24 protein-coding genes are annotated in these 23472 nt (G+C 40.9%); 15 read left to right on the top strand and 9 right to left on the bottom strand.

Going from position 1 to position 23472, the window contains the following annotated elements; all coding sequences use genetic code 11:
• Window positions 1-55: 55 nt before the first annotated feature.
• Window positions 56-766, top strand: coding sequence for a DUF4197 domain-containing protein (locus G498_RS0108795; protein WP_026980841.1), 711 nt, complete (start codon window positions 56-58; stop codon window positions 764-766).
• Window positions 767-923: 157 nt separating this feature from the next.
• Here the strand turns inward: G498_RS0108795 and G498_RS0108790 are convergent, their stop codons facing one another.
• Window positions 924-1760: an ABC transporter substrate-binding protein gene (locus G498_RS0108790; RefSeq protein ID WP_026980840.1), complete on the bottom strand. Its 837-nt coding sequence runs from the start codon at window positions 1758-1760 to the stop codon at window positions 924-926.
• 17 nt (window positions 1761-1777) lie between these two features.
• Window positions 1778-2593 carry an orotidine-5'-phosphate decarboxylase gene (pyrF, locus tag G498_RS0108785; protein WP_026980839.1) on the bottom strand — a complete coding sequence of 272 codons (816 nt, stop codon included), beginning with the start codon at window positions 2591-2593 and terminating at the stop codon, window positions 1778-1780.
• Between the two features lie 155 nt (window positions 2594-2748).
• On the opposite strand from pyrF, the gene G498_RS14880 reads away from it, so the two are divergent.
• The 6 genes from G498_RS14880 to G498_RS0108755 all read left to right on the top strand — a co-directional run bounded on the left by G498_RS14880 (window position 2749) and on the right by G498_RS0108755 (window position 7922).
• Window positions 2749-3876: an AI-2E family transporter gene (locus G498_RS14880; protein WP_051269816.1), complete on the top strand. Its 1128-nt coding sequence runs from the start codon at window positions 2749-2751 to the stop codon at window positions 3874-3876.
• 56 nt (window positions 3877-3932) lie between these two features.
• Complete coding sequence (locus G498_RS0108775; protein ID WP_026980838.1) at window positions 3933-4490, top strand: helix-turn-helix domain-containing protein; 558 nt, start codon at window positions 3933-3935, stop codon at window positions 4488-4490.
• 9 nt (window positions 4491-4499) lie between these two features.
• Window positions 4500-4946 (top strand): response regulator, encoded by a 447-nt coding sequence (locus tag G498_RS0108770; RefSeq protein WP_026980837.1) that lies wholly within the window; start codon window positions 4500-4502, stop codon window positions 4944-4946.
• A 16-nt stretch (window positions 4947-4962) separates the two neighbouring features.
• Window positions 4963-6756, top strand: coding sequence for a sensor histidine kinase (locus tag G498_RS0108765; protein ID WP_026980836.1), 1794 nt, complete (start codon window positions 4963-4965; stop codon window positions 6754-6756).
• A gap of 188 nt (window positions 6757-6944) precedes the next feature.
• Window positions 6945-7097 carry a lmo0937 family membrane protein gene (locus tag G498_RS15745; protein ID WP_117616546.1) on the top strand — a complete coding sequence of 51 codons (153 nt, stop codon included), beginning with the start codon at window positions 6945-6947 and terminating at the stop codon, window positions 7095-7097.
• A 159-nt stretch (window positions 7098-7256) separates the two neighbouring features.
• Window positions 7257-7922 carry a DUF6565 domain-containing protein gene (locus G498_RS0108755; RefSeq protein ID WP_026980835.1) on the top strand — a complete coding sequence of 222 codons (666 nt, stop codon included), beginning with the start codon at window positions 7257-7259 and terminating at the stop codon, window positions 7920-7922.
• Window positions 7923-7964: 42 nt separating this feature from the next.
• Here the strand turns inward: G498_RS0108755 and prfA are convergent, their stop codons facing one another.
• Window positions 7965-9038 carry a peptide chain release factor 1 gene (gene prfA / locus G498_RS0108750; protein ID WP_026980834.1) on the bottom strand — a complete coding sequence of 358 codons (1074 nt, stop codon included), beginning with the start codon at window positions 9036-9038 and terminating at the stop codon, window positions 7965-7967.
• 139 nt (window positions 9039-9177) lie between these two features.
• Here prfA and G498_RS0108745 point away from each other — a divergent pair, with 139 nt between their 5' ends.
• The 3 genes from G498_RS0108745 to G498_RS0108735 all read left to right on the top strand — a co-directional run bounded on the left by G498_RS0108745 (window position 9178) and on the right by G498_RS0108735 (window position 13336).
• The gene (locus G498_RS0108745) at window positions 9178-9690 is read left to right on the top strand and encodes a DUF6265 family protein (protein WP_051269813.1); all 513 of its coding nucleotides are present in this window, start codon (window positions 9178-9180) and stop codon (window positions 9688-9690) included.
• Between the two features lie 181 nt (window positions 9691-9871).
• Window positions 9872-12070 (top strand): TonB-dependent siderophore receptor, encoded by a 2199-nt coding sequence (locus G498_RS0108740; RefSeq protein WP_026980832.1) that lies wholly within the window; start codon window positions 9872-9874, stop codon window positions 12068-12070.
• A 75-nt stretch (window positions 12071-12145) separates the two neighbouring features.
• A complete protein-coding gene (locus tag G498_RS0108735) occupies window positions 12146-13336 on the top strand; it encodes a PepSY-associated TM helix domain-containing protein (RefSeq protein WP_026980831.1) in 1191 nt (396 codons plus the stop codon).
• A gap of 85 nt (window positions 13337-13421) precedes the next feature.
• On the opposite strand, the gene G498_RS0108730 is transcribed toward G498_RS0108735, so the two are convergent.
• Together G498_RS0108730 and G498_RS0108725 are read right to left on the bottom strand one after the other, a co-directional pair.
• On the bottom strand, window positions 13422-14885 hold the full coding sequence (locus G498_RS0108730) for an aminoacyl-histidine dipeptidase (protein WP_026980830.1): 1464 nt from the start codon (window positions 14883-14885) through the stop codon (window positions 13422-13424).
• An 86-nt stretch (window positions 14886-14971) separates the two neighbouring features.
• Window positions 14972-15256 carry a (2Fe-2S) ferredoxin domain-containing protein gene (locus G498_RS0108725; protein WP_035744888.1) on the bottom strand — a complete coding sequence of 95 codons (285 nt, stop codon included), beginning with the start codon at window positions 15254-15256 and terminating at the stop codon, window positions 14972-14974.
• Between the two features lie 98 nt (window positions 15257-15354).
• On the opposite strand from G498_RS0108725, the gene G498_RS0108720 reads away from it, so the two are divergent.
• Window positions 15355-16416, top strand: coding sequence for a DUF3810 domain-containing protein (locus G498_RS0108720; RefSeq protein ID WP_026980828.1), 1062 nt, complete (start codon window positions 15355-15357; stop codon window positions 16414-16416).
• A gap of 119 nt (window positions 16417-16535) precedes the next feature.
• Here the strand turns inward: G498_RS0108720 and G498_RS0108715 are convergent, their stop codons facing one another.
• Window positions 16536-17840, bottom strand: a complete 1305-nt coding sequence (locus G498_RS0108715; protein ID WP_026980827.1) for an NAD(P)/FAD-dependent oxidoreductase — start codon at window positions 17838-17840, stop codon at window positions 16536-16538.
• 342 nt (window positions 17841-18182) lie between these two features.
• Between G498_RS0108715 and G498_RS0108710 the strand changes: the two genes are divergently transcribed.
• Both G498_RS0108710 and G498_RS0108705 read left to right on the top strand, forming a co-directional pair.
• The gene (locus G498_RS0108710; RefSeq protein ID WP_026980826.1) at window positions 18183-18677 is read left to right on the top strand and encodes an RNA polymerase sigma factor; all 495 of its coding nucleotides are present in this window, start codon (window positions 18183-18185) and stop codon (window positions 18675-18677) included.
• A 12-nt stretch (window positions 18678-18689) separates the two neighbouring features.
• Entirely contained in the window at window positions 18690-19331 is a 642-nt protein-coding gene (locus G498_RS0108705; protein WP_026980825.1) for a hypothetical protein, read from the top strand.
• Window positions 19332-19358: 27 nt separating this feature from the next.
• On the opposite strand, the gene G498_RS0108700 is transcribed toward G498_RS0108705, so the two are convergent.
• Window positions 19359-20174, bottom strand: coding sequence for a lysophospholipid acyltransferase family protein (locus tag G498_RS0108700; protein WP_026980824.1), 816 nt, complete (start codon window positions 20172-20174; stop codon window positions 19359-19361).
• A gap of 47 nt (window positions 20175-20221) precedes the next feature.
• Window positions 20222-20869, bottom strand: a complete 648-nt coding sequence (locus G498_RS0108695; RefSeq protein ID WP_026980823.1) for an NUDIX hydrolase — start codon at window positions 20867-20869, stop codon at window positions 20222-20224.
• Window positions 20870-20949: 80 nt separating this feature from the next.
• On the opposite strand from G498_RS0108695, the gene G498_RS0108690 reads away from it, so the two are divergent.
• Window positions 20950-21393, top strand: a complete 444-nt coding sequence (locus G498_RS0108690) for a DUF4268 domain-containing protein (protein ID WP_026980822.1) — start codon at window positions 20950-20952, stop codon at window positions 21391-21393.
• Here G498_RS0108690 and G498_RS0108685 read toward each other — a convergent pair.
• Window positions 21390-22634 carry a glycosyltransferase family 4 protein gene (locus G498_RS0108685; protein ID WP_026980821.1) on the bottom strand — a complete coding sequence of 415 codons (1245 nt, stop codon included), beginning with the start codon at window positions 22632-22634 and terminating at the stop codon, window positions 21390-21392. The genes G498_RS0108690 and G498_RS0108685 overlap by 4 nt on opposite strands.
• Before the next feature lie 68 nt (window positions 22635-22702).
• Between G498_RS0108685 and miaE the strand changes: the two genes are divergently transcribed.
• Window positions 22703-23284 carry a tRNA-(ms[2]io[6]A)-hydroxylase gene (gene miaE, locus G498_RS0108680; protein ID WP_026980820.1) on the top strand — a complete coding sequence of 194 codons (582 nt, stop codon included), beginning with the start codon at window positions 22703-22705 and terminating at the stop codon, window positions 23282-23284.
• Window positions 23285-23472: the final 188 nt, after the last annotated feature.

The raw sequence follows: 23472 nt of genomic DNA, 5'->3' as shown, positions 1-23472 counted from the left end.
TTTTGGCATCATGTTTGCCTATCTTTGCCTACGAAACATTTTATTACATTTTTATATGAAGAAGATTTTTATACTATTCGCTTGTATTCCGTTTTTAGGATGCGCAGAAATGCAACAGGTAATGCAACAATTACCGCAAACACAAGGTGTTTTATCACAGGCCGAAATTGCTTCCGGTTTAAAAGAGGCTTTAAACAAAGGTATCGACAAACAGGTTGTTAAGCTTACTAACGTAGACGGTTTCTATAAAAACGAAATGGTAAAAATCCTGCTTCCGGAAGAATTGAAAAAGGTTGACAAAGCCCTGCGCGATGTCGGAATGGGCAAATTAGCCGACGAAGGTATAAAAGTCATGAACCGCGCTGCAGAAGATGCCGTAAAAGAAGCCACTCCGATTTTTGTGGATGCCGTAAAAGGAATGTCTTTCAACGATGCAAAAAATATTTTACTGGGTGATGACAGTTCGGCGACAACGTATCTGCAAACAACAACCTCATCGGCTTTGTATACCAAATTCAGTCCGGTGATTAAAAATTCGTATGCGAAAGTGGGTGCCGATAAAATTTGGAGCCAAATCATTACCAAATACAACAGCCTTCCGTTGGTTAAAAAAGTAAATCCTGATTTGACGGATTACACCACCAACAAAGCCATGGAAGGTGTTTTCAAAATGATTGCCGTGGAAGAAAAAGACATCCGGAACAATTTGGCCGCAAGAACTTCAGATCTTCTGAAACGCGTGTTTTCACTGCAAGACAACAAATAAAACTAACTTTTTAGTTTTCAATAGGATACATATAACAATTCCTTAACATTAGATATGAAAAATTTATCGGAAATTTGTACCAATAAATAGTTTCTCATTTGGTTAGGGTTAGTTAAAAAAGAATTCCACGCTTTCGGGCGTGGTTTTTTTATGGTTGCTACAGGCGGTTTTGCAGTTGTTTGAAATACTCAAAAGCCTTTACCAGTCTGCTCCCGTACCAGGAAAACATTTCACCGTCTACGAAAACAGTGATCGCGTGATGCGTGTGACGCCCTAATTCAAAAGCATGTTCGTCTTTAAACGGATACGGTTCTGAGGACAATAAAACCAAATCCGGGTCGCCCTGAATCCGCATTTTCTGAATCACAATTTCCGGGTAACGGCCTTCGTATTTAGCTACGCTCTGTTCGGCTTTGCCTCGGGTCGGATGATTATCGTAGATGTTTTCAAATTTGTTCAGCTTTAATAATTCGTTGATAAAAGTGTTCCCGCCGGCCACCATATAAGGATTCGCCCAAATAAAATAGGCTACTTTTTTCGGTTCTTTGTCTCTGATGAAATTCTTAAAATCTTCTAAGGCAAATTTGGTTTTATCAATCCACTTTTGAGCGCTGGTGCGTTTGTTGAACAGTTTTCCGAAATCTTCAATCATTTGCAGGTTGTCATCGAGGGTGATAATGTCGGTTACCCAAACCGGACAGATTTCTTTTAACGATTCGACGATTTCCAGCGTATTTTCCTCTTTGTTGGCAATGATGATATCGGGATTTAACGCTTTGATTTTGTCAATTTTCACCTGTTTGGTTCCGCCCACAATCGTTTTGGTCGATTTGAAATGAAACGGATGCACACAAAATTTCGTAATGCCGACGATGCTTTCCTCCAAACCCATATCGTAAAGCAATTCTGTTTGGGACGGCACTAACGAGATGATTCGCTTTGGCGTAGTTTCAAAACGGTGTTCGGTTCCTAACTGATCGGTTAAAACTGTAATCACGAATTTAAAAAATATTAATTTGAAAGAATTGCTGCCATTTCCTGCTGTAATTTCAACGCTTCTGTTCTGGCTTTTTCGGCAAAATCGGTTCCGTTGGAAGCGTAAATGATTCCTCTGGACGAGTTGATTAACAAGCCTACATTGTTGCTCATTCCGTATTTGCAAACTTCCGACAAGCTTCCGCCCTGCGCACCTACGCCCGGAACCAGAAGAAAACTGTCGGGAACGATTTTCCGGATATCGGTAAAATACTCCGCTTTCGTCGCGCCCACCACATACATCAGCTTTTCGGAATTTTTCCAGGTTTTGGACGTTTCGATTACGGTTTTGTACAACTCTTTTCCTTCCACATTTTTGGTCTGAAAATCGAACGCACCTTCGTTGGACGTTAAGGCTAACATAATGGCATGCTTGTTTTCAAACGCCAGAAACGGTTCCACGGAATCTTTGCCCATATACGGCGCCACCGTTACCGAATCGAAATTCAAATCTTCGAAAAACGCTTTGGCATACATGGATGAAGTATTCCCGATATCGCCGCGTTTGGCATCGGCTATCGTAAAAATTTCCGGATAGTTTTCGTTGATGTAATTGATGGTTTTCTGAAGCGATTGCCAGCCTTTTAAACCGTAGGCTTCATAAAAAGCCGTATTCGGTTTGTAGGACACACACAAATCGTGCGTGGCGTCGATAATTGCTTTGTTGAATTCGAAAATCGGGTCTTCGGTTTGCAGTAAATGCTGCGGAATTTTAGTCAGGTCGACATCCAAACCGATGCATAAAAATGATTTTTTAGCGTGAATCTGTTGTGTAAGTTGTTGTGTTGTCATGGTGTTGTTTTGTGCCGCAAAGTTACAAAGGTTAAACGGTAAATCTCAAAATTTTGTAACATTCTGCTGAGATTATATAACACAAACGACCTGTAAGCCCGATAACTTTGTTACTGTAGGCAAATCTGCATCTGTCTAAATAACAGTTCAATATTATGAAAACCACAGGCAACAATTCGCAACTGGCTAACAATCTGTTCTGCTTTCTGGCTATTGTTTTCATCTTGTATTTTCTGAAACCTTTCATTGTGCCTTTGCTTTTTGCCGTAATGCTCAGCATCATGATGTATCCGGCCGCTATTTATCTCGAACGACAATGGCGTTTTAACCGAATTGCTTCGTCTTTGGCCGTCGTGCTGCTGTTGGTTGTCATTTTCACAGGTTTGTTTGCATTCATTGGTTTTCAGATTAAGGATGTGATTGGAAAATCCGATTTGTATTCGGAAAGACTGACACAATTGAATGTTCAGATACTGCAATACACCGAAGATACTTTCGGCATCGACAAAAAACAACTCCTGTCTGACCGAAGTCTGAAAATCGAAAACCTCATCAAAAACAATTTTTCCAGAATCAGTGATTTTGTAACCCAATCGGGCAGTTTTATCAGTGATCTTTTTCTGGTGCCGATTTACATTTTCTTTTTGCTGCTGTACCGCAAATTTTTTGTGACTTTTGTGCATCGGGCTTTCCCGAAAAAAGACAACGCCTATCTGAACGTCATTTTAAAAAAAATTTACCAAACCCAGCAGGATTACCTGAGCGGTCTTTCCATAGTCATGCTGATTGTCGCTTTGCTGAACAGTTTCGGTTTACTGTTGTTGGGCATTGAAAACGCTTTCTTTTACGGCTTTTTGGGCGCTTTATTGCTGCTGATTCCTTATATCGGAATTATTGTCGGCTCCCTGATTCCGGCTTTTATCGCACTGATTACCAAAGATTCTGCGTGGTATGCCGTTGGCGTGATTGGTGTCTTTGCCTTTGTTCAGTTTATTGAAGGGAATTTTATAACGCCGAAAATTACGGGTTCCAAAATCAGTGTGAATGCTTTTGTGTGCATTTTGGCTTTGGTAATTTTTGCCATGCTTTGGGGAATTGCCGGAATGGTTTTGGCCCTGCCGGTAACCGCGACCGTTAAAATCATTTTCGATCAGATTCCTTCGATGAAACCGTATGGTTTTCTGATGGGTGAACCCGACAAAGACTACCTCAGAAGCACGGCTTACAACCGTTTGGCGAACTGGAAAAAAATCCGGGCGCTAAAAAAGAAAGGGGTTTTGTAATCGTTTTGGCATTTATCCGCAACAATTCTGTAACTTTAAGACTGTAAAACCAATTTATGAAAGCATTTCTGAAATTCGACTTCACTACCTTAACCCAAAAAGTACTGGAAGAAAAACTGGGCGAATGCAATATTAAATTCACTGTAACCGGTTTTGGCGAAGTGGAGTTCCTCGAGCATCTTTCCCCGGAAAAACTGGAAGAAATCACTGCTTTGCTCAACCGCTACGGCATCGAAGTGATTGAAAATCAGAAAAGTGTTTTGGTGCAGAAAATCAAGGATGCCATTGTGGAAATGGTTTTTCAGGAGAACGCGACCAATGTGAAAAGTTCGGTGTATTTGTCCGAAAAACTGAACCACAGCTACGGATATTTGTCGAATCTGTTTTCGGAAGTGACTTATACGTCTATCGAAAATTTTATCATTCTGCAGAAAATCGAACGGGCCAAACAACTCATTGTAAACAACAAACTGAGCCTGACCGAAATCGCCTATCAGCTGAATTATTCCAGCGTGGCGCATTTGAGTACGCAATTTAAAAATACGACCGGCATTACGCCTTCTGCATTTCAGCGGATTATCGCCAAAAGAAGGGAAATTGCCAATAACAAATAAATCCGGAGTATGATTAAAGAATATATCTACATCATTTTAGCCGATGACGACGAAGACGACCGTCTGTTCTTTACCGATGCCTTCAGCGAAATGAAAATCAATACGAAAGTGGACACTTTTAAAGACGGCGTGGAACTGATGAACTATTTAAACGATTCGGAATCCATACTGCCCAACGTTCTTTTTCTCGATTTGAACATGCCGAAAAAAAACGGCATTGAATGTCTGCACGAAATCAAGCAAAATGACCGATTCAAAGATATTGCTATTGCCATTTATTCTACGTCATCATCCGAAGAAGATATTGAGGAAACCTTTGTTTGCGGGGCGAATATCTACATCAAAAAGCCGAGCGATTTCAACACGCTGAAAAAAGTGCTGTCGGATGTGGTAACCATCAACTGGCAATACCACACGTCGGGCTTAAACAAAGACAACTTTCTGTTACGCTTATAACGATAAACCGTTTTCCATGAAATTTACCGAATTCATACGAACGCCGCTGTTTCTGAGAATACTGTTTGTGATTTCCATCGCCGTTATCTTTTTCATTTCGGGCATCACCTACAAACATCTTACCCGACTATCGGAGTCTTCCGACGAAGTGAACCGGGCTTACGAAATGACGCTGCAACTGGAAAAACTGATGTCGCAGATCAAAGATGCCGAAACCGGAAACCGCGGTTATATCATCACCAAAGATTCCACCTTTCTGGAACCTTATCTCTATGCCAAACTGCGGATTAATACTTCGTATATGGTGCTGCAACATTTAACCGATAACCGTGAACAGCCTAATGACCACCTTGTTCTTTTAAAAACGCTGATTGACAGTCGTCTGGCACAGATGGAAAAATCGATACTCCTTGCGCAACAAAACAAAACAACAGAACTTCAGCAGAATCTCCTGAAAGGAAAAACAACCATGGACGATATTCGGCAATGCATTGCAAACCTAACCGATCTGGAAACCAAACTGTTACCGATTCGTCAGGAAGATTATAAAAACAACTTCTCCATTACGCCGATTTTCATTTACATCGTGATTCTAATCGGGCTTATCCTTACCGTGTTATCGTTTGTAAAAATCAGTCAGGATTATACCGAACTGAAAAAGACGAACAACCAATTGCTTATTGCCAACGAGTCGGGAAACATTGCGGAAATAGTCGGGAATTTTGGGCGCTGGGAATGGGATATCGAACAAAACCAATATCGTTTTTCAGACAATATGTTCCGTCTTTTCGGTCGTGAACCCGGAACTTTTGAAGCGAATCTGGACAATTATCTGAAATACGTTCATCCGGAAGACGTGGCCTATGTAAACCGAACGATGACTAAAATGATGCAGACCAACGATTTACCTTCTTTCAATTACCGCATTAAACGGGAAGATGGCGAAGTGCGGTATTTCAAATCTGTTGGTAAACTGGTGACGAATAAATCCGGCGAACAGGTTCTGGTTGGAACGACAAGCGATATCACCGACGAATACAACACCACAAAGGAAATCGAAGAACGCAACAGGGAACTGGAACGCAGCAACAAGGAACTTACCGCCTTCAACTATGTGGCCAGTCATGATTTGCAGGAACCGCTGCGGAAAATTCAAACCTTTATTTCCCGTCTGAACGATAAAGAAATAAACTACTTAAGCGAAACCGGAAGAGAATATCTTGAACGGATAACGGTGGCGTCCGACCGAATGAGAAATCTTATCGACGATTTGCTGCAATTTTCAAGATCCAACAAGGCGGAAAAAGAATACGAATCTGCCGATTTGAATTTTTTACTGGAAAACAGCAAACAGGAACTTTCTTCCATCATCGAAGACAAAAAAGCGGTAATCATCAGCGATAGACTGCCGACACTTAACGTGATTCCATTCCAGATTCAGCAGTTGTTTACCAACATTCTCGGGAATTCGCTGAAATACGAAAAAGAAGGCATCCCTCCTCAGATTTTCATCGCAGCCAAAAAAGTAAAAGCTTCCGATGAGGAACAACTTCCGAAAAACGCCGGCGATTCCTATTACAAAATAAGCATTACCGATAACGGCATCGGGTTTGAACAGGAATACGCCGAAAAGATTTTCATCCTTTTTAACCGCCTTCACAATAAAAACGAATACGACGGAACGGGAATTGGCCTGGCCATCTGCAAAAAAATTGTCGACAACCACAAAGGCTATATTTTTGCCAAAGGAGAGCCAAATATAGGAGCTGTTTTCACCTTCTATCTGCCCACCGATTTAAAGAACAATTGATGCTCTTGCATCCCAACCAATTGAAATCCCGCAGCTGTGGGATTTTTTTATGCTCAGCTGTTTTCATACTATCTGGTGGAAATTCTGTAACAATTAGAAAATATGTTATAACGTATGGCCGGCTAATCTGTTGCAACTTTGTAATGTAATCATGAAGACTATCTATTAATCTGTAAAACCAGACAATTATGCAAAATTTACTTTATATGGCCGCGGTAGTATTGGTGATATTATGGGCCTTGGGATTTTTTGTTTACAGCGCCGGTAACTTAATTCATCTTTTATTGGTAATTGCTGTAATCGCAATTTTACTGAGACTGATTAAAGGAAGAGAGTTGTAAAACTGAAAGCGCTTCCCGAAAAAATAAAAACTATGCGGTTGATGAAAACGTAAATTTCTTTACAAAAGCCTTTCAAATTCTGCCTTGATGAATGAAACGTTATTTCAAAACAAATCGTTATAAAACAACCTATTCAACACAACTTAAATCTTATAAGCTATGAAACATGTAACCTTTTATATTGCAGCCACAGCACTTGTTACTGCGATGACATCGTGTAAAGATGAAAAAAAAGAAATGGCGGACACGGCCGTGAATGAATATGCCGCTTACGTGGATTCCGTAAGTAAAGTAGATGCCCAGGCCGCAATACTGAACTGGGATGAAATCGAAGCCACAACCGATTACAAAAAACAGGAAGCCGAAAGTGCCGTTGCCGAAGTTGCCGATAAAACGGCATACGATACTAAAATGAGTGCCACCGCAAACCAATACGACGCCTTTAAAGTGACCGTTGAAACAGAAAAACAAAAAGCAGATGCCGCCAGTCCTAAAAAAACATTGCGAAAATCGCTGTTTGGCGATGTTGAAATTGGTGATGACATGAATTTCGACTGGGTAAACAAAGATAACATCGCCAATGTATACGACAACTTCGTAACCACTGTTTCCAACAATAAAGACGCCTATTCCCGAGAAGACTGGGATGAAATTAAATTGTTATATGAAGCCCTTGATGCCCACAAAAATACGGTAGAGAAAAACGGTTTGTCGGCCAAAGACAATACCAAAATTGCCGGTTTGAAAATCAAATTCTCAACCCTGTACCGTTTGAACCGAATCGGAGCCAAATCAGCAGAAAATGCAGCGGCCAAACAGGAATAATCCGGTATAAAAAAAGCGAGAATAAAACCTCGCTTTTTTTATTTAATATACTTCGCTTTCTTTTAATTTTTCGGTGTTGGCTACCAATTGCAGCTCGTCGATCATCTTCTGAAGGTTTCCGTTCATAAAACCGTCCAGATCGAAGATACTCAAACCGATGCGGTGATCGGTAATACGTCCTTGTGCATAGTTATAGGTACGGATTTTCGCCGAACGGTCTCCACTGCTTACCTGAGAATTACGTTTTTTCGCGTCTTCCTCCTGCTTTTTCGCCAATTCCATTTCATACAAACGCGAACGCAATACCTGCAATGCTTTGTCTTTGTTTTTATGCTGTGATTTTTCGTCCTGACACTGCGCCACCAAACCGGTAGGAATGTGCGTCATACGAACCGCCGATTTTGTGGTATTTACAGACTGCCCTCCAGGTCCGGACGAACAGAACAAGTCGATACGCACATCGTTCATGTCGATTTGTACGTCAAATTCTTCCGCTTCCGGTAAAACCATAACCGTCGCGGCGGAAGTGTGAACACGTCCTTGTGTTTCGGTTTGCGGAACACGTTGTACACGGTGCACTCCAGCTTCAAACTTCAACGTTCCGTAAACATCTTCTCCGGTTACTTCGAAAATAATTTCTTTGAAACCTCCGGAAGTTCCTTCGTTCAAATCTACCACAGACGTTCTCCAGCCTTTGTTTTCGCAATATTTGGTATACATACGGAACAAATCTCCGGCAAAAATCGAAGCTTCATCGCCTCCGGTTCCCGCACGGATTTCCACCATAACGTTTTTGGCATCTTCCGGATCTTTCGGGATTAGCATGAATTTGATTTCTTCTTCCAGTTGCGGCAAACGCTCTTGTGCTTCTTCCAACTGCATTTTGGCCATTTCCACCATTTCCGCATCCGAACCGTCGGCAATGATTTCTTTGGCTTCTTTGATATTTCCGTCAAGATTGATGTACTCCTCGCGTTTTTCAACCAGAGCTTTCAAATCTTTGTATTCTTTATTCAACTGAACGTAACGCTTCTGATCGGCGATAACATCGGGCTGAATAATCAGATCCGAGATTTCGTCGAAGCGTTGTTTCACATATTGTAGTCTGTCTAACATAGTATTTTCCTCCTGTTTTGGATGTGCAAAATTACGAAAAAAATCGGTTCAAAAAATAGTCGAAAAATGAGGGCTTATTTTTTGCAAAATAATTAACGTTTTAGCTACCTTTAACCCGTCAAATAACCTAGATGAACTAATGAAAAAAACGACGTTACTTTTAGCTGCTTTTGCGGTTGTTTCGTGCAATGAGAGAAGTGAAAGTTCCATACAATACGGAGAACCGCAGGAGATCGAAACCAAAACCTACGAGCAGTTGGATAAAGTAAACTGGCTGGTGGGCGCATGGGGCAACACAACTCCGGAAGGAAATTTAACCGAAACCTGGTCGCAGGCAAACGACAGTACGTTAACCTGTAAAACAGTTTTCATGTCCGGCAACGACACTTTATTTACCGAAACCATTGAAATTGTACAAGTTAACGACAACTTACTGTACAACACCAAAGTATCTAATCAGAATCAAGGAAAAGCAGTTTCATTCAAAGCTTCCGACATTACAGACAAACAAATTGTTTTTGAAAACCCGAAACACGATTTTCCTCAAAAAATCACCTATAACAAAATCTCAGCCGATAGTTTAGTTGCCGAAATCTCCGGAAGGAAAGACGGAAAAGAAAGCAAAGAAAGCTACCCGATGAAGAAGAAATAATCCAAAACAATTACAAGCCTCGTCAAAACCGAGGCTTTTTTATTTCTAAAACATTAATAATTAACAAGTAATAAAAATATCACAAATTTTATTTAAAATAAGTCTAAATAAAATTTGCACACAATCACTCTCTGAAATAGCTTTGCTAAAAAATATTATTTTTAATTTATTCTAAATAAAAATGACAAAACTATTTATCTCCCTTTCCGTCCTGCTTTTTGGCGCCCATTTAAGTGCCCAGGAAAAAGAAAAGCAACAAACCCAAAACGATTCCATCAAAAAACTTGAAGAAATTATTGTCAACGGGAATACCAACAAATTCAAGAGAGAAAAAAGCACTACTGTGTCCAGAATGCCTCTATCTGACTTGGAAAACCCACAGGTTTATAATGCTATTTCTTCGGAACTTCTTAAAGAACAGGTCGTAACAAATTTTAACGATGCTCTTAAAAATGCAACCGGAGTAACCCGTCTTTGGGAGTCTACTGGTCGCGGAACGGATGGTGCTGAATACTATTCCATGCGCGGTTTTGCCCTACAGCCTACAATGATTAACGGCTTACCAGGTATCAACAACGGAAAAATCGATCCGGTTAATGTCGATAACATTGAAGTAATCAAAGGACCTTCCGGGACATTGTTCGGGAGTAGTTTAATTTCTTACGGAGGCCTGATCAATGTTGTAACCAAAAAACCTTACAAGACATTTGGCGGTGAAATTGGTTATACAGCAGGAACTTACGGTTTGGATCGCGTAACGGCAGACATCAATACACCTTTAACAAAAGAGAAAAATGTGTTGCTGAGAATAACAACAGCATACCAAAAAGAAGGAAGCTTTCAGGATTCCGGCTTTAACAAATCATTCTTTATTGCACCTTCGTTGAGTTATACCGTAAACGACAGATTGTCTTTCTTAATCAATACAGAGTTTACTCAAAATGAAAGCGCAAACGCTCCCATGATTTTCTTAAGTCGTTATGCTTCTTTATCTTTCAACTCAATGGAACTATTTGAGAAATATTACAAAAAGTCATTCAATTCCAACGAATTATCCATAAGCAACCCGACGTTTAACCTTCAGGCTCAAATGTTTTACAAATTATCGGAAAGCTGGACATCACAAACCGTTCTCTCAAGAAGCAACAGTAAAACAGACGGCTATTACTCCTATTTATGGGATGCTGCCAACGGTGATGAATTTACAAGATATATTTCAAAAGCCAACGGAGAAACGTATGCGACTGATATTCAGCAAAATTTCATCGGTGATTTTAAAATCGGTAATTTAAGAAACCGCATGGTGGCCGGATTGGATTATTTCAAAGAAACCATTACCAGTGGCAGTCCGAGCTGGGTAGGCTTTGGAACAATTTCTTTAGTAAACGGAACAGATCTTTGGACAGATCCAGCCAGCGGAAACGTAATTAACACTCCGCTGACAAAGGCAAGTGTTGATAATGCATTAGCCGGCACTTATTCCGGTATTGCTGAAGCAGAAACGGAAGTTTACAGCGCTTATGTTTCCGATGTTCTGAACATTTTACCGGAATTATCGGCTATGGCAAGTTTACGGGTAGATCACTTCAAAGGAAGAACCAACACCTATTCCGAAGAAAACAAAGGACAAACGGCTTTCTCTCCGAAATTCGGGATTGTATACCAGCCTGTAAAAGAGCATCTTTCTGTTTTTGCCAATTATATGAACGGATTTGTTAATGTGGCGCCGCAACAAATTGCCAATGTGGACGGTTCAAATCCTCAAATGAAAGCTTTCGATCCGGAACATGCCAACCAATTCGAATTCGGGGTAAAAACCAGTCTTTATAAAAACAGGATTTCGGCTACTGCAAGTTATTACAACATACGAGTGAAAGACCGGTTAATGACCGATCCGAACAACATCAACAACATGATTCAAGGCGGCGAAGTGGAAAGCAAAGGTTTTGAATTCAGCTTAATCGCAAATCCGGCAGACGGTTTAAATATTGTGGCGGGATTCAGTAACAATAAAAGTGAAGTAACCAAAGACACTCCGGACGGCGGTTATCTGGGGATGCGTCCTGAAGAAGCCGGACCTGAAACACTAATCAACCTTTGGGTTAGTTACACACTTCAAAACGGAACGCTAAAAGGATTAGGATTAGGACTGGGCGGAAACCATGCCAGCGAATACAAAACGCTTAACCGCTCGACAACCGGTTCTTTTGCCTTACCGGATTATACGATTTTAAATTCAGCGCTATCTTACAACACCAACAAATTCAACATCGCACTGAAACTGAACAATATGCTCAATGAAAAATATTACTCCGGATGGTCGACCATCACCCCACAAAAATTAAGAAATCTTTCTGCAGGAGTAACCTACCGCTTTTAATAATTTATTTCAGTTTAGTTTAGAAAAGCTCCCTGTTCCGGCGGGGAGTTTTACAATTTGTAATCACACCTACTCATGAGCAAAAAAAAGGGATTCAAACACAAAATAGGCCAACTTCACTTATGGCTTGGACTAACGGTCGGATTCTTTGTCTTCGTCATTTCGATAACCGGTGCGCTTTATGCTTTTCAGGCAGAAATAACCAATTACCTGAGAAAAGACGCCATTCATCATCATGAAAAAAACACTGAAAAGAAAGCCGTTTTACCGCTTAAAGTATTGGAGCAGAAAGTAAACAAACACACTAAGGAAAAGCATCCGGTTCATTGGGTAAATGTTCCTGTAGACAAAAAACGTAGTTATATCTTTTACTATTACGAGCACAATCCCAAAGCCTGGAATTTTTTTGAGGAATATGTGGTTTACAAATCGGTATATGTCAATCCGTTTACCGGGAAAGTTTTGGGCGTTTATGATGAGACGCGTGACTTTTTCAATATTGTCAAATCAATTCATTACAGTTTTTTGTTGCGATCGGAATGGGGCGCTTACGCTTGCGGCATCCCTACCCTGATTTTCATCTTCATGCTGATATCGGGCATTATTTTGTGGTGGCCGAAGAACAAAGCCGCTCGAAAACAGCGCTTTTGGTTCAACTGGAAAAATGTGAAAACCTGGAAACGCAGAAATTATGATCTGCACAACATTTTAGGGTTTTACGCTTCCTTTTTAGCATTGATTGTTGCTATTACCGGATTGTACTATTCCTTCTTTTTCATTCAGGCGATGATTTATGTGGTTTTTTCCGGAGGCGATACATCCTATCCGAATTTCGATCACATTACCACCAAAGCACCAATCGAGCAGCGCAACGAAACCACACTCGACAAAATCGGGAAAAAAGCGGAAGAACTTTACCCGGATGCTTATGCCTATTCGTTAGATTTCGGTCATCCACACCTTGACGATCACGAACACCCGAATTATTCCGTATTTGTGCAACAATTATCACATTCCTACCACATCAACCACAGTTTAATTTTCGATGAAAACTCCGGTGAACTCTTACACGTTCACGAGCACAAAGACAAAAACTTAGGCGAAAAAGTGATTGCAGCAAACTACGATACGCATATTGGCGCTATTTTTGGGCTGCCCGGAAAAATTCTGGCGTTTACTTTAAGTTTGGTATGCGCTTCCCTTCCGATTACCGGATTTTTGGTTTGGTGGGGACGCAATAAAAAGAAGAGTAAAATTCAAAAATAAACACCCGCCGATGTAACGGATCTTACAAATAAAAAGGCTTTTCTAAATTGAAAAGCCTTTTTTATATTCTGAAAACTGATGTGTATTAGTTTTTCATCGGAATGTTCTCCAAAATTTCCAACACGAATTTCCAGTATTTCTGAGCTGATGAAATAGAGGCTCTTTCGTCCGGGCTGTGTGCGCCTTTGATGGTCGGGCCGAAGGAAATCATGTCCATATCCGGATAATTGGTGCCTAAAATACCGCACTCCAAACCGGCGTGACACGCTACTACGTGTGGTTTTGAACCGTTTTGTTTTTCGTAGATGGATGTTAACACATCCAAAATCGGCGATTCCACATTAGGTGTCCAGCCCGGGTAAGAACCGGTAAAGGTTACTTCACATCCGAACAATTCAAAAGCAGAACGCAAGGCATTCGCCAAATCAAATTTAGACGATTCCACCGACGAACGTGTTAAATTCTGAATCGAGATTTCACCGTCTTTCACGATCACACGGGCGATGTTGTTGGAGGTTTCCACCAGATTTTCCATATCGGCGCTCATGCGGTAAACCCCGTTATGAGCTGCATAGATCGCACGAAGCAATCCTTCCTGAACGCCTAAATCCATTACTTTGGACGGCAATTCGGATTTTACGATTTCAATTATCAGGTTTTTCTCCGTGGTTTTGTATTCGAATTTGATATCGTTGATAATTTCCTGCATGTCGAACACGAAAGCCTCATCGTACATTTCGGCAATAATCACTTTAGCAACGCTCTCACGTGGAATCGCATTGCGCAAACTTCCGCCGTTGATTTCCGCAATCTGCAAACCGAAGTTTTCAAAGCCGTCGAACAACAAACGGTTCATGATTTTGTTGGCGTTTCCTAAACCTTTGTCGATGTCCATTCCGGAGTGACCGCCGTTTAAGCCTTTTACCGTAATCGTGTATCCGACAGAACCTTCCGGCACTTCTTCTTCGTTATACGAACGAACCGCAGTAACGTCTACACCTCCTGCACAACCGATATCGATTTCGTCGTCTTCTTCCGTATCTAAGTTCAAAAGAATTTCCCCGTTTAACAAACCGCCTTTTAAGCCCATGGCTCCGGTCATTCCGGTTTCCTCATCAATGGTGAATAAGGCTTCGATAGCCGGATGTTTGATGTCTTTGCTTTCCAAAATTGCCATGATGGTGGCTACTCCTAAACCGTTATCCGCACCCAGCGTAGTGCCTTTGGCACGAACCCAGTCGCCATCTACGTACATTTCAATCCCTTGCGTGTCGAAATCAAAAACAGTATCGTTGTTTTTTTGGTGCACCATATCCAAATGCGACTGCATCACAATGGTTTTGCGGTTTTCCATGCCCGGAGAAGCCGGTTTTTTGATGATGACGTTTCCTACTTCGTCTTTGATGGTTTCCAGACCTAATTTCTGACCGAACTCCATCATAAACGCAATGACGCGCTCTTCTTTTTTGGACGGACGCGGCACGGCATTCAAATCGGCAAATTTATTCCAAAGCTGTTTGGGCTCAAGATTTCTGACTTCCTGACTCATATTTTTTAGTTATAAATTGTTGTTGTTTTTTACAAAGCTTCAAAGTTACGAAGTTTTGTAACGCTGAAACGGAAATTTCAGAAGAATTATTCGTGATTTAAAAGCTTAGCGTGCGCAATGTGCTCTTCAAAAAGTTGCGGGATTTTTTTCTCGGAGACTTCACCATACCAAGCATTATCGGGCTGAAAACCAATTACCGGGGCACATTTACAATTATCCGTACAATGGATTTTGATTAATTCAACCTCGCCCTTCATTTCGGTTTGCTTAATAAGCCCGCGAAATACTTTGCGGTTGTGCTTGTTTTCTTTTCCGCATTTGCTCCCGTCGCAAAACAGGATGGCTTTATTCCGCATGTCTAACTTCTTCATCACACTGGTTTTAAGTGTTTCTCACTCTTACAAATTTACGACAAGTCTTTCATTCCTACATTCAATTAACATTTTTTATCTTTAGCAAAATTTCACAGATGAACCGAAAACTGATTTTACCGCTGTTTCTTGTTGTACAACTTATCGGCTTGCGCATTCTTTCCTTATTTCCGGAAACAGTGGAACGGTTTTACAGCAACGGTTTCTATCCCGTGTTAGCGAAGATTTCAAGAATTACGTTAGGCAATATTTCCTTTTCGGTAGGCGATGTGATATACGGAATTGCGATTTTCTTTCTACTTCGATGGTTCTGGAAGAAACGCAAAACCTGGAAAGCGGAATGGAAATCGAATCTTTTAGCATTGATTGGTTTCGCATCGGTGTTTTACTTTCTGTTCAACTTATTTTGGGCGTTGAATTATTTACGCGTGCCGATGTATCAGAAACTGAATATCGAAAGAGAATATTCACAACAGGATTTGCTGATTTTTACCAAACAGTTGATTGAAAAGACGAACAGTATTCATTCACAACTGGTCAAGAACGATTCGATGAAAGTTACGCTTCCCTATTCGCAGGACGAAATTTTTAAAAAAACGCAAAACGGTTACGATAATCTGCAGAAAAAATTCCCGTATCTTACTTATGAAAACCATTCCGTAAAACCTTCTTTATTGAGTTTACCTCTGACATATATGGGGTTTGGCGGTTATCTGAACCCGTTTACGAATGAAGCACAAGTGAACAATCTGGTTCCGAAGCACAATTTTGTGGTAACTACAGCGCATGAAATGTCGCATCAAATCGGGATTGGTTCGGAAAGTGAAGCGAATTTTGTCGGGTTTATGGCGACGATTCACAACGATGATTTGTATTTCAAGTATTGCGGTTATTCGTATGCGTTGCGGTATTGTTTAGGCAATCTGGAAAACTTCCAAGAGGATTCTACCAAAGAGCTATTGCCTTTAATTCACACGGGAATTCTGAAAAACTTCAAGGAAACACAGGATTTCTGGGACAGCCATCAAACGTTTATCGATGTTATTTTTCATCAGTTTTACGATAAATTCTTAATGGTAAACCAGCAGAAAGACGGTTTGGAAAGCTACAGCAAATTTGTAAATCTGATGGTGAATTATTATAAGGGGAAAGAGTTGTAAGGGTTGAAGAAAAGGGAAAAGGGAAAAGGGAAAAGGGAAAAGGGAAAAGCAACTTCTCATCTCTTTACACACTAGACTCATTCCTTATCCATTTCGACATTTGACTTTCGTCTTTTTCCTTAAATCTCATCCGTGGTAAAACTCTGAATGTTTTTCTTTTTGTACGGACGAATAATCAATCGGCCTTCCCTGTCGAACTTGATATAATTGTACACCCAGTTCATCAAAACCACCGCTTTGTTTTTGAAGCCGATTAAGGAAAAAAGGTGCACAAACATCCAAACGAACCAGGCAAAAACCCCGTGGAAATGCATTTTCGGCAAATCGACTACGGCTTTGTTTCTTCCGATAGTGGCCATGGAACCTTTATCGTTGTATTCGAAGGCTTTCATCGGCTTATTCTTGATTTTTTTGACAAGGTTTTCTGCCAGTAAATTACCCTGTTGAATGGCGGGTTGTGCCATCATCGGATGGCCGTACGGATATTTTTCGGATATCATGGAAGCGACATCACCCACCGCAAAAATGTTATCGTAACCCAAAACCTGATTGTATTCGTTTACTTTGAAACGATCCGCTCGCGGTATTAACGCTTCTGCCTGAATTCCGTTGATGGCGGCGCCTTTTACACCCGCAGCCCAGATTACGGTAGCGGTTTCAAAAGTCAAATCGGAACCTGTGGTGACGGTACGACCGTCGTAATTGGTTACGCGTACGTTTTTCCAGATGCTTACACCCAAACTGTGCAGGAATTTCTCGGCACTTTCGGAGGATTTCGGAGACATGGCATCTAATAGCCTGTCGCTGCCCTGCACTAAATGGATGCCCATTTTACGGATGTCTAAATCCGGATAGTCTTTGGGAAGAATGGCTTTTTTCATTTCGGCCAGTGCACCGGCTAATTCCACTCCGGTTGGGCCACCGCCTACGATTACGAAATTCATTAAGGCGTCGCGTTCGGCTATGTCGTTGGTTAAGGTGGCCTGTTCAAAATTTTCGAGAATTAAACTGCGGATGTTGAGCGACTGCGGAATGGTTTTCATCGCCATGCTGTAATTTTCGATGTCTTTGTTCCCGAAATAATTGGTTTTGGAACCCGTGGCAATCACCAGATAATCGTAATGCAAATCGCCAATGTCGGCCAGCACTTTTTGATGGACCGTGTCGATTTCCTTTACATTGGCCAAACGGAAGTAAAAATCCTGATATTCCTGCACTACTTTCCGGATGGGATAGGCAATGGAACCAGCTTCCAGACCTCCGGTAGCCACTTGGTATAACAACGGCTGAAACGTATGGTAATTGTGTTTATCCAACAAAACCACCTGTACATTTTTATTCTTAAGTTTTTTGGCTAAACTGATTCCGGCAAAACCACCGCCTATGATAACGATGCGCGGAAAACTGGAGCGGGGAATATTCATTTTTTAAGTAGCTGAGTTACTAAGTTCCTGAATTGCTAAGGTACGAAAAAGAGCGGAAAAAACAGCGCAACAAAACAAGATCGCTAAGCCAACCTTTTCCCTTTTCCCTTTTCCCTTTTCCCTTTTCCCTTTTTACTTTTTACTTTTTACTTTTCACGTCTCCCTTTTCACGTCTCCCCAAAAGTTTAAAAAATGCCAAAAGTTTTCCCTTAGCCCCGATGGGAGCGGTACCTCGTAAAGCGGACAGCGGGAATTACCGCTAAAAAAGCCCCAAAAGTGTTGCTTCAAAAAATAAAAAGTTGCAATTTGTAACATTCTGTGAAGTTATAACACTAATCGTTTATGAATTCGAGTTTAGAGCAGTCCTTTGTTTCGCAATTGCAGGAGCATCAGAATATTATCCACAAGATTTGTAGGTTGTATACGTCTGATGAGGATGCGCATAAGGATTTGTTTCAGGAGATTACCATTCAGCTCTGGAAAGCGTTTCCGCAGTTTCGCGGGGAAGCGAAATTTACCACCTGGGCGTATCGCGTGGCGCTGAACACTGCCATTACGCTATACCGGAAAAAGACGAAATCCGTAAGTACCATTGAGTTTGACGGTAAGATTCACAAATTCAGCCACGACGAATACAATTACGAAGAGGAAGAACAGATTAAACTGTTGTACAAAGCGGTTCATCAGTTAAACGATATCGAAAAAGCGCTGGTTTTCATGTACCTGGAAGACAAAGATTACACGGAAATTGCCGAAACACTGGGAATCAGCGAGGTAAATGCAAGGGTAAAAATGAACCGAATCAAAGGAAAATTAAAGAAAATAGTAAATCCGTAAGGAGCAGGAAATATGGACGAGTTAGATTTATTAAAAAAAGACTGGAAGAAAAACGAAAGCCAGTATCCGAAAGTTTCGGAGCAGGAGATTTATGCGATGCTGCACAAAAAGTCGTCTTCTGTTGTGAAATGGATATTCATTATCAGTGTATTGGAAATCATGCTTTGGACGGCTATCAGTACTTTAACGGCCGATGAAAGTTACCTTAAAACGTTAGAGCATTATCATATCAGCTCCTTAATGAATATTTTTACCGCGGTAAATTATGGTGTTATCGCAGTTTTCATCTTTTTGTTTTACAAGAATTTCAGAAACATTAATACAACCGACAATGTAAAATCGCTGATGAAAAATATTCTGAGAACGCGAAAAACGGTTCAGTATTACATCTGGTACAATCTGGGCATGATTGGTCTTACTTTCATTACCATCATGATTGCTACGTTTAAATACGACAACCGCATTAATGAAATCGTGGCCAGATCATCAAGTACGGATGGAAATACGCTGTTCTGGATTGTACTGATCGGGTTTACATTTATCTTCTTTGTGGTGATTTTCGGGCTTTTCTGGCTGTTTTACCGACTGATTTACGGGTTTTTACTGCGCAGGCTGCACAAAAATTATGAAGAACTGAAAAAAATAGATCTATAAAAAAAGCGGTTTAGGCCGCTTTTTTATTTAATAATTCCACTGGCGCTGTCTGTCCAGTTCTTTCATTTCTTCAATTTCCTCTTGTGGGATTACTTTCAAAAACGAAGGATGCTGTTCGATGGCGTATTCAATTTTTTCAACGATTTCTTCAATCGTTTCATTGTCGTAATCAATCTGCAAAGGTTCTTTAATAATAAACGACTGGAGGATTCCTTTTTTCTTTAAACGCAATCCTTTACGGTCGAACGAACGTCGGAATCCATCAATAACAATCGGAACCACAATAGGTTTGTGTTGTTTGATGATGTGGGCCGTTCCCTTACGGACCGGTTTAAACGATTTGGTTGTGCCCTGAGGAAACGTAATTACCCAACCGTCAGACAAGGCAATTTTTATGTTCTCGGTGTCGTTAAAGTTCACTTCTTTGCGTTCGTGTTCTGCTACGTCTTTTCCACCGCTTCTCCAGGTTCTTTCCACCGTAATGGCTCCAACGTAAGCTAAAATTCTCGGTAAAAGTCCCGACTGCATCGTTTCTTTGGCGGCCACGTAATAAATATTAAGCTTGGGCTTCCACAAATAACCGATATTTCTGATGTTGTCTTCGCGGCCTTTCAGACTGGCGTTGAACACGTGAAACATCGCTACCACATCGGCAAAATAGGTTTGATGGTTGGAAATGAACAATACGTTTTTATCCGGTAAGGCGCGAATGATTTCGGAACCGTCTATCTGTAATTGATTAAAACCACGGTAACGTCTGTGCGTTAAAGCGCCGAATATGCGAATCAGCCAGGTTTTAATAAAAAGTATGTGACCAAAAGGATTTCTTTTAAACAATCCCATAATTTCAGCAGATTAAGTTCTAAAAAAAGAGGTGCAAATGTAATCAATTAATTTATTTCGAGCACTTTTCTTATGGTTTCTTTCAGTTCGCTCATCATCATTGCCGTGGCGCCCCAAACCACATATTTATCCACATTAAAAACCGGAACGCTGATGTTTTTGGCATAGGAAGTCGACATTACAACTTGGGTGATAATTCTGTCGTCCAATAAATCTTTTAGAGGTAATTCTAACACACGTTTTACTTCATAAGGACTGGGAACAAAGGCAATTTCTTCATAAACAATTCCCAAAAACGGGGACACTAAAAAATTACTGGGCGGAATATACAGCTCACTAAACGGTTTTATAACATTCACAATCTCCGGCTTTACCCCGATTTCTTCATGGGTTTCCCGTAAGGCTGTATGTTCTAAGTTGATATCGGTCGGTTCGACTTTACCGCCCGGAAATGCAATTTGAGAAGCATGAATACCGGGATAGGAATTTCGGACGATTAAAGCCAGATGTACTTGATTGTTTCTCGGATACAAAAGCATCATTACCGCAGCTTTTTTGGGATTCTTGTCGAGATAGTCTTTGGAGGACAACGAAGAAATCCGCTCCAGAGGCGCCATTTTCATATGCGCTTCCACAGAAAGTAACTTTTCTTTTTCTATTTTTGGAAGATATTTTAAAAAGTCCTGAAAATCCATTTTTAGTGTACTATTTTTACAAAACGTAGCTATAAAGTTACCGCTAAAATTAACTTTGACAAAGTTTTACCTCATTTATTATGTTCAGCAAAGAAGAAGCACAACAAATAAAAAAAGAATTCTGGACCGCTTTCGCCGAAGCGTATCCGAGAAAATGGTTGTTGTATGACACCAAAATAAAAGATTTTTCTTTTAAGTTTTACATCGACAACAAAAAAGCACAGGTTTTGATCGATATTGAAAGCCGTGACGACGAGAAAAGGAAGATTTACTACGAAAAAATAGAATCGCTGAAAACCATCCTGCTCGAAGAGTTTATTCCCGAAGCCATTTTCGAACGCAATTTCTATCTGGAAACCGGCCACTGCAACAGCCGCATTTGGGTGGAAAAAACCGGCATCAGCTTATACAACAGAGCCACTTGGGAAGAAATTTTCGACTTTTTCCACGAAAACATGGATGCGTTTGAGCGTTTCTTTTACGAATATCAGGATTACATCAGCGATTTGGAGATCAACACCTAAACGCCTTTTTTATTTTTTTCTTCAATCCATTTCGACATGTAATAGGTACTTTGCATTGTATGATGCTGCAACATGGCTCCGATGAAATTCTTTTGGCGGTGTGCCGTGAGATTGTCTCTCAGCGTTTCGATTTTACTCCTTAAGTCCGGTAAAAACAAATCCTCCGAAAACCGTTGGCTGACAATTTCAATACCTTTTTGCTGCGCTTCAGACCAAAGCATTTCGTCGGAATACAATACCGCCGCCGCGTTTACAAAACCTTCATTATCATCGCAAATAAAACCGTTCCACGGCAAATTCCCAGGCATGGCTTCCGCTCCAATGGAAGTGGTTACCGAAGGCGTTCCGCAAACCATTGCCTCCAACAGTTTTCCTTTAATTCCGGCACCAAAGCGAATCGGAGCCAGCAAAACACGGGATTGTTCGATGACTTCATCTGCACTTTCGGCCCGCCCGTTGATAAAAAAATGTTCCGCCGGATTGTGCAACTGCAGTACTTTTTGAGAAGGATAAGCGCCATAAATCTGCATCTTGGCTTCAGGAAGACGCTTTCTCAGTTCCGGCCAGATTTCCGTTTTCAACACCTGAACGCAATTCCAGTTCGGTTCGTGCAGAAAGTTCCCGATGAAGACAAAGTCTTTCCGTTTGGCGAAAGATGCCCTTTTATCAAATTCAGCAATAGCCTTCTGATCAATTAAAATAGGTAGATAGTGTAATAACGACTTATCAACCCGGAAAAAATCTTCCAACAGCATAATCTCAAACTCAGAAATCATCAGGGTCAGATCACAACGGAAAATACTGGCTATTTCACGTTTGGCTACTTCTGAAAAAAGCATATCCATTTGAAAAGCAAGTCCTTTTTTATAGGCATTTTTACGGACGTCGCGCAGACAATGCAGATCTTCGGTATCCAAAATCTTAACGGCATCCGGACAATGGGCAGAGACTCTCGATCCGAACTGTTCTTCAACCATAAAACGGTCGAACAACACCGCATCGGGCTGTAATCCCTTAACAAAAGCATCAAAACTACTGTCGTTTAACAAGACTATATGAGATGCTACATCTATTTTTTTCAAATCAAAAGCAAATTCTGACGCCGAAGCGGTACTTGCATATACTACTTCATAGCCTTCCGATTGGAAAAAGCGAATCAACTGAAGCATTCTGCTGCCCGCTGCAGACGATTGGGGCTCTACCCACACCGAACTGATGATTAATAGTTTTGGATTTTGCATCCTCAAAAATAGGCAGCATCGGCCGATAAATCCAAAAAAGGAGTTATTTTTGTACAAATTTTTACAAAATGTTAGGTCTAAAATTAGCAACAGACCCAAGATGGGTGAATATCGTAGAATCCAATATAGAAGAAATATTAACCGATCACGCCTGGTGTGAACAAAAAGCGGCTTCTAATGCTATTTACATCATTGTGAACAACTCTGAAAAACACGATTTGGTTGCCGAAATGACCAACATTGCCATCGAAGAAATGGAGCATTTCAAAATGGTTATCGACCTCATTAAAGAGCGAGGGTTAACACTAGGACGGGAACGCAAAGACGACTATGTAAGTGATTTAGCGAAATTTTGCCGAAAAGACGGCAGCCGAAATGATGCATTAATCGAGCGTTTACTTTTCGCCGCTATGATTGAAGCCCGCAGTTGTGAGCGTTTTCGTGTACTGTCCCAAAACATAAAAGATCCGGAATTGGCTAAATTCTACCACGATTTGATGGCCAGTGAAGCAGGACATTACACCACTTTTTTAAAATTTGCCAAACAATATTCCGAAAGAACAGACGTGGACAAACGCTGGAAAGAATGGCTGGAATACGAAGCCACGGTAATTGCCAAATACGGCAAAAAAGAAACCATCCACGGATAATACAAAACACAAACCGCTACAAGTCAATCTTTTACGATTGGCTTTTTTTATTTTCTTCTGGAGCGAATGGCTTGGTTTTGATTGCTATACGCCGTTCCCGTGTTCCATTTTACTGCGTGCCATTGCACCCGGGGCTAGGGAAGTAATCGTAATTCGTTTGGTTTTCATAGAGGTAAGGTTCACCAAAC

This window comes from Flavobacterium suncheonense GH29-5 = DSM 17707 (assembly GCF_000430025.1).
GTDB classification, from domain to species: domain Bacteria; phylum Bacteroidota; class Bacteroidia; order Flavobacteriales; family Flavobacteriaceae; genus Flavobacterium; species Flavobacterium suncheonense.
Note: the sequence above shows the minus strand (reverse complement) of the source record. Positions and strands in the feature narration are given on the sequence as shown.